This is a genomic window from Duncaniella muris (genome assembly GCF_003024805.1).
Classification (GTDB): Bacteria; Bacteroidota; Bacteroidia; order Bacteroidales; family Muribaculaceae; genus Duncaniella; species Duncaniella muris.
The window spans coordinates 1-2675 of record NZ_PUEC01000066.1; the positions used below are offsets into that span (position 1 = coordinate 1).

At 54.1% G+C, this 2675-nt stretch carries 3 protein-coding genes; all 3 read right to left on the reverse strand.

Features of this window, described 5'->3' with window-relative positions; all coding sequences use genetic code 11:
• Positions 1–123: 123 nt before the first annotated feature.
• Positions 124–903: an IS21-like element helper ATPase IstB gene (gene istB, locus C5O23_RS14030; RefSeq protein ID WP_107033529.1), complete on the reverse strand. Its 780-nt coding sequence runs from the start codon at positions 901–903 to the stop codon at positions 124–126.
• The gene (gene istA, locus C5O23_RS14035; RefSeq protein ID WP_107033530.1) at positions 890–2491 is read right to left on the reverse strand and encodes an IS21 family transposase; all 1602 of its coding nucleotides are present in this window, start codon (positions 2489–2491) and stop codon (positions 890–892) included. The genes istB and istA overlap by 14 nt, the downstream gene beginning before the upstream one ends.
• The coding region (locus C5O23_RS14495) for a hypothetical protein (RefSeq protein WP_205743454.1) at positions 2488–2675 on the reverse strand (188 nt) is incomplete at its 5' end. The genes istA and C5O23_RS14495, both read right to left, overlap by 4 nt.

The following is a 2675-nucleotide window of genomic DNA, read 5'->3' on the forward strand; positions in this document are numbered from 1 at the left end:
TGGAAAAGGCGCGAGAGTTTGACCCCTTCGGGCACGCGGGATTTGACCCCACGGGCATAATAAGATTGACCCCTTAAAAGTCCTGGCGGCGGGGGTCAATTTTATTTTACCTCAGTTGCTGTTTCAGGCCTTTTTTGCCTTGAGTTTGCGCATACTTTCGCCCGTCAGCTCGATGGAGTGGGCTGAGTGGACTATCCGGTCGAGGATTGCGTCGGCTACCGTCGGGTCTCCCACCATGTCATACCAGCTGGATGACGGATACTGCGAGGTTATTATGATGGATTTGCGCTCGTGACGGTCCTCGATGATGTCGAGCAGGATCGGACGCTCCTTGGCGTCGAGCTGGACAAGGAACAGGTCGTCGAGTATCAGAAGCTGGCATCGTTCGATTTTCTTTAGCTCGGCCTCAAGACTGTTCTTGACCTTGGCCACCTTGAGCAGCCCGAGAAGCTTGGCTGCGTTGGCGTAGAGTGTGCGTATGCCTCTTTTGCAGGCCTCGTGTCCCAAGGCGCAGGCGAGGAAGCTTTTGCCCGTGCCGGCAGATCCTGTTATGAAGAGATTCTGTCCGTTGCGGATGAAGTCAAGGGTAGCCAGACGTTCCATCTGGTTGCGGTCAAGACCGCGGCTGACCGTATAGTCGATTTCCTCGATGTATGCCTTGTAACGGAACGATGCGTTTTTTGTCAGTCTTGTCACCGCTGCCTGCGCGCGGTAGTCCCACTCGCGGCTGAGCAGCATGGACAGGAAGGAGTCCGGGGTCATTGCCTGGGCAGTGGTTCCTGCCAGACTCTCGCGGAAGGCCTCGGCCATTCCGTGCATTTTCATGCGGTTCATCAGATCCAGCGATATGGCGTTCTGGTCCGGCTGCTGTCTCACCGGCGCTGTCTTGTCATTTGTTGTCATTGGAGTTGTCGTTTTTTACGTTTTCTTTGTGGTTGACGCTGTAGTATTCGCGCCCCCGGATGTTTTTGTGCACAGGCGCGGGGGATGATTGCGCCGGGGTATGGACTGTTCCATCCTCGTCGGGAAGGAAGTCGGCGTCATCGCCCTGTTCAAGGACCTCACGCAGCGCCTGATATCCGTATTCAGATTTCTGCGAGGCGCATGCACATGCCGCTATGAGCCGGTCTGTTCCATATTTCTTATCGAGCGACAGTATCCCCCGACAGCTGCTGAAGGATTTTGGCGGGTACTGCATCCGTCTGTCTACTTCTCGTAGGTAATCCAGAACGATATTGTCTATCTCCGCCGCACGTCGGAAGAGTTCCTCGAGATCCTTGTCGTAAGGGCCGTAATGACCGGGCAGGTTGTGCTCCTTCTTCCACGAGTATGTGTAAGGGATGTCGCATCTGTCGTGCGTCGCCACGAGGTTCAAACCGCAATATATCTCCACTGTGTCGGCATCGTAGAGGATGACAACACGCTTGCCCACATGTTCGCGAGGAACGCTGTAGTGGTGCTTGAACAGGGATACGTAGCAGTTCTTGCCGACTGTCATCAGTTTGCGTTCCTTCATGACAAACAGTTTCTCGGGCAGGGGGCGGAGAAAGTCCTTCTCCCCGCGAAGGAAGATGTCACGGCGCGACAGTTCACGGCCGGCCATCGGCTTCTCGTTGAAGTCTAGAAGCGATATGTGTATCGCCGTGTTCAGCTCATCCAGAGTGTTGAAAACCATTCCCTCGATATCAAGATAGACTGAACGGTACAGGAGCTTGACCGCGTTCTCGACAAGTGCCTTGTCCTTTGGATGGCGTACACGCGCCGGGTATACGGCACATCCATAATGTTCGGCAAAGGCGGCAAACTCCTCGTTGATTACCGGTTCGTTACGGTCGCTGGTCTTCACCGCCGCCTTGAGATTGTCGGGAACGATGGCCGCCACAACACCCTCGAAGTACTGAAAGGCGTTCTGACAGGCCTTGATCAGGTCTTCCTTGCGCTGGGACCATACGGCCTCGCAGTAAGTATAATGACTGAACGGAAGTATGGCCACGAACACTTCGGCCTTCTTGACCTCGCCCGTCATCTCGTCGACAACCGCGAGTCTGTCGCCCGCGAAGTCGATGTACATCTGGTCGGCGGCGTAGTGCTCGACATGACCGACGACAGTGGTATGGAATCTGTATTGTCTGACGGTGCGTTTGAACACAGATTCCTGAAAGCCATCGGGATGACCTTCCCGATACTCATTGAAGAGCTTGCGCACGGTCATTCCCTTGCGTGAAAGACGGGCGACATAATCCGGTATCAGCGCATCAAGTTCGAGCTGACGCTGCGAAGGCTCGCGATGACGGAACTCCGTGCATCCGAACATGTCACGGAGCTGCTCCTCCGTAAGTTCAAGCAGCTGATCTGTAGGCTTGCCGCTTGAAATGAACAGCCGGACGTACTTGCGCACTGTGTTGCGGGAAATGTGAAACGTATTGGCCGTCTCTTTTATTCCCATTCCGACTGCGTAACATCTCAGGATGTTTTTTAATTTTGCAATCATATTTTGTAGTATTTGACATTGAACCCCGCCGTGCCAGGACAAGGATTCTCAAAACTACAAAAAAATTCCCCTGCCGTATCATCGACAGGGGTCATTTTTATTTTGCCCGAAGGGGTCAATCTTATTATGCCCGAAGGGGTCAGTCCCGCGTGCCCGAAGGGGTCAAACTCTCGCGCCTTTTCCA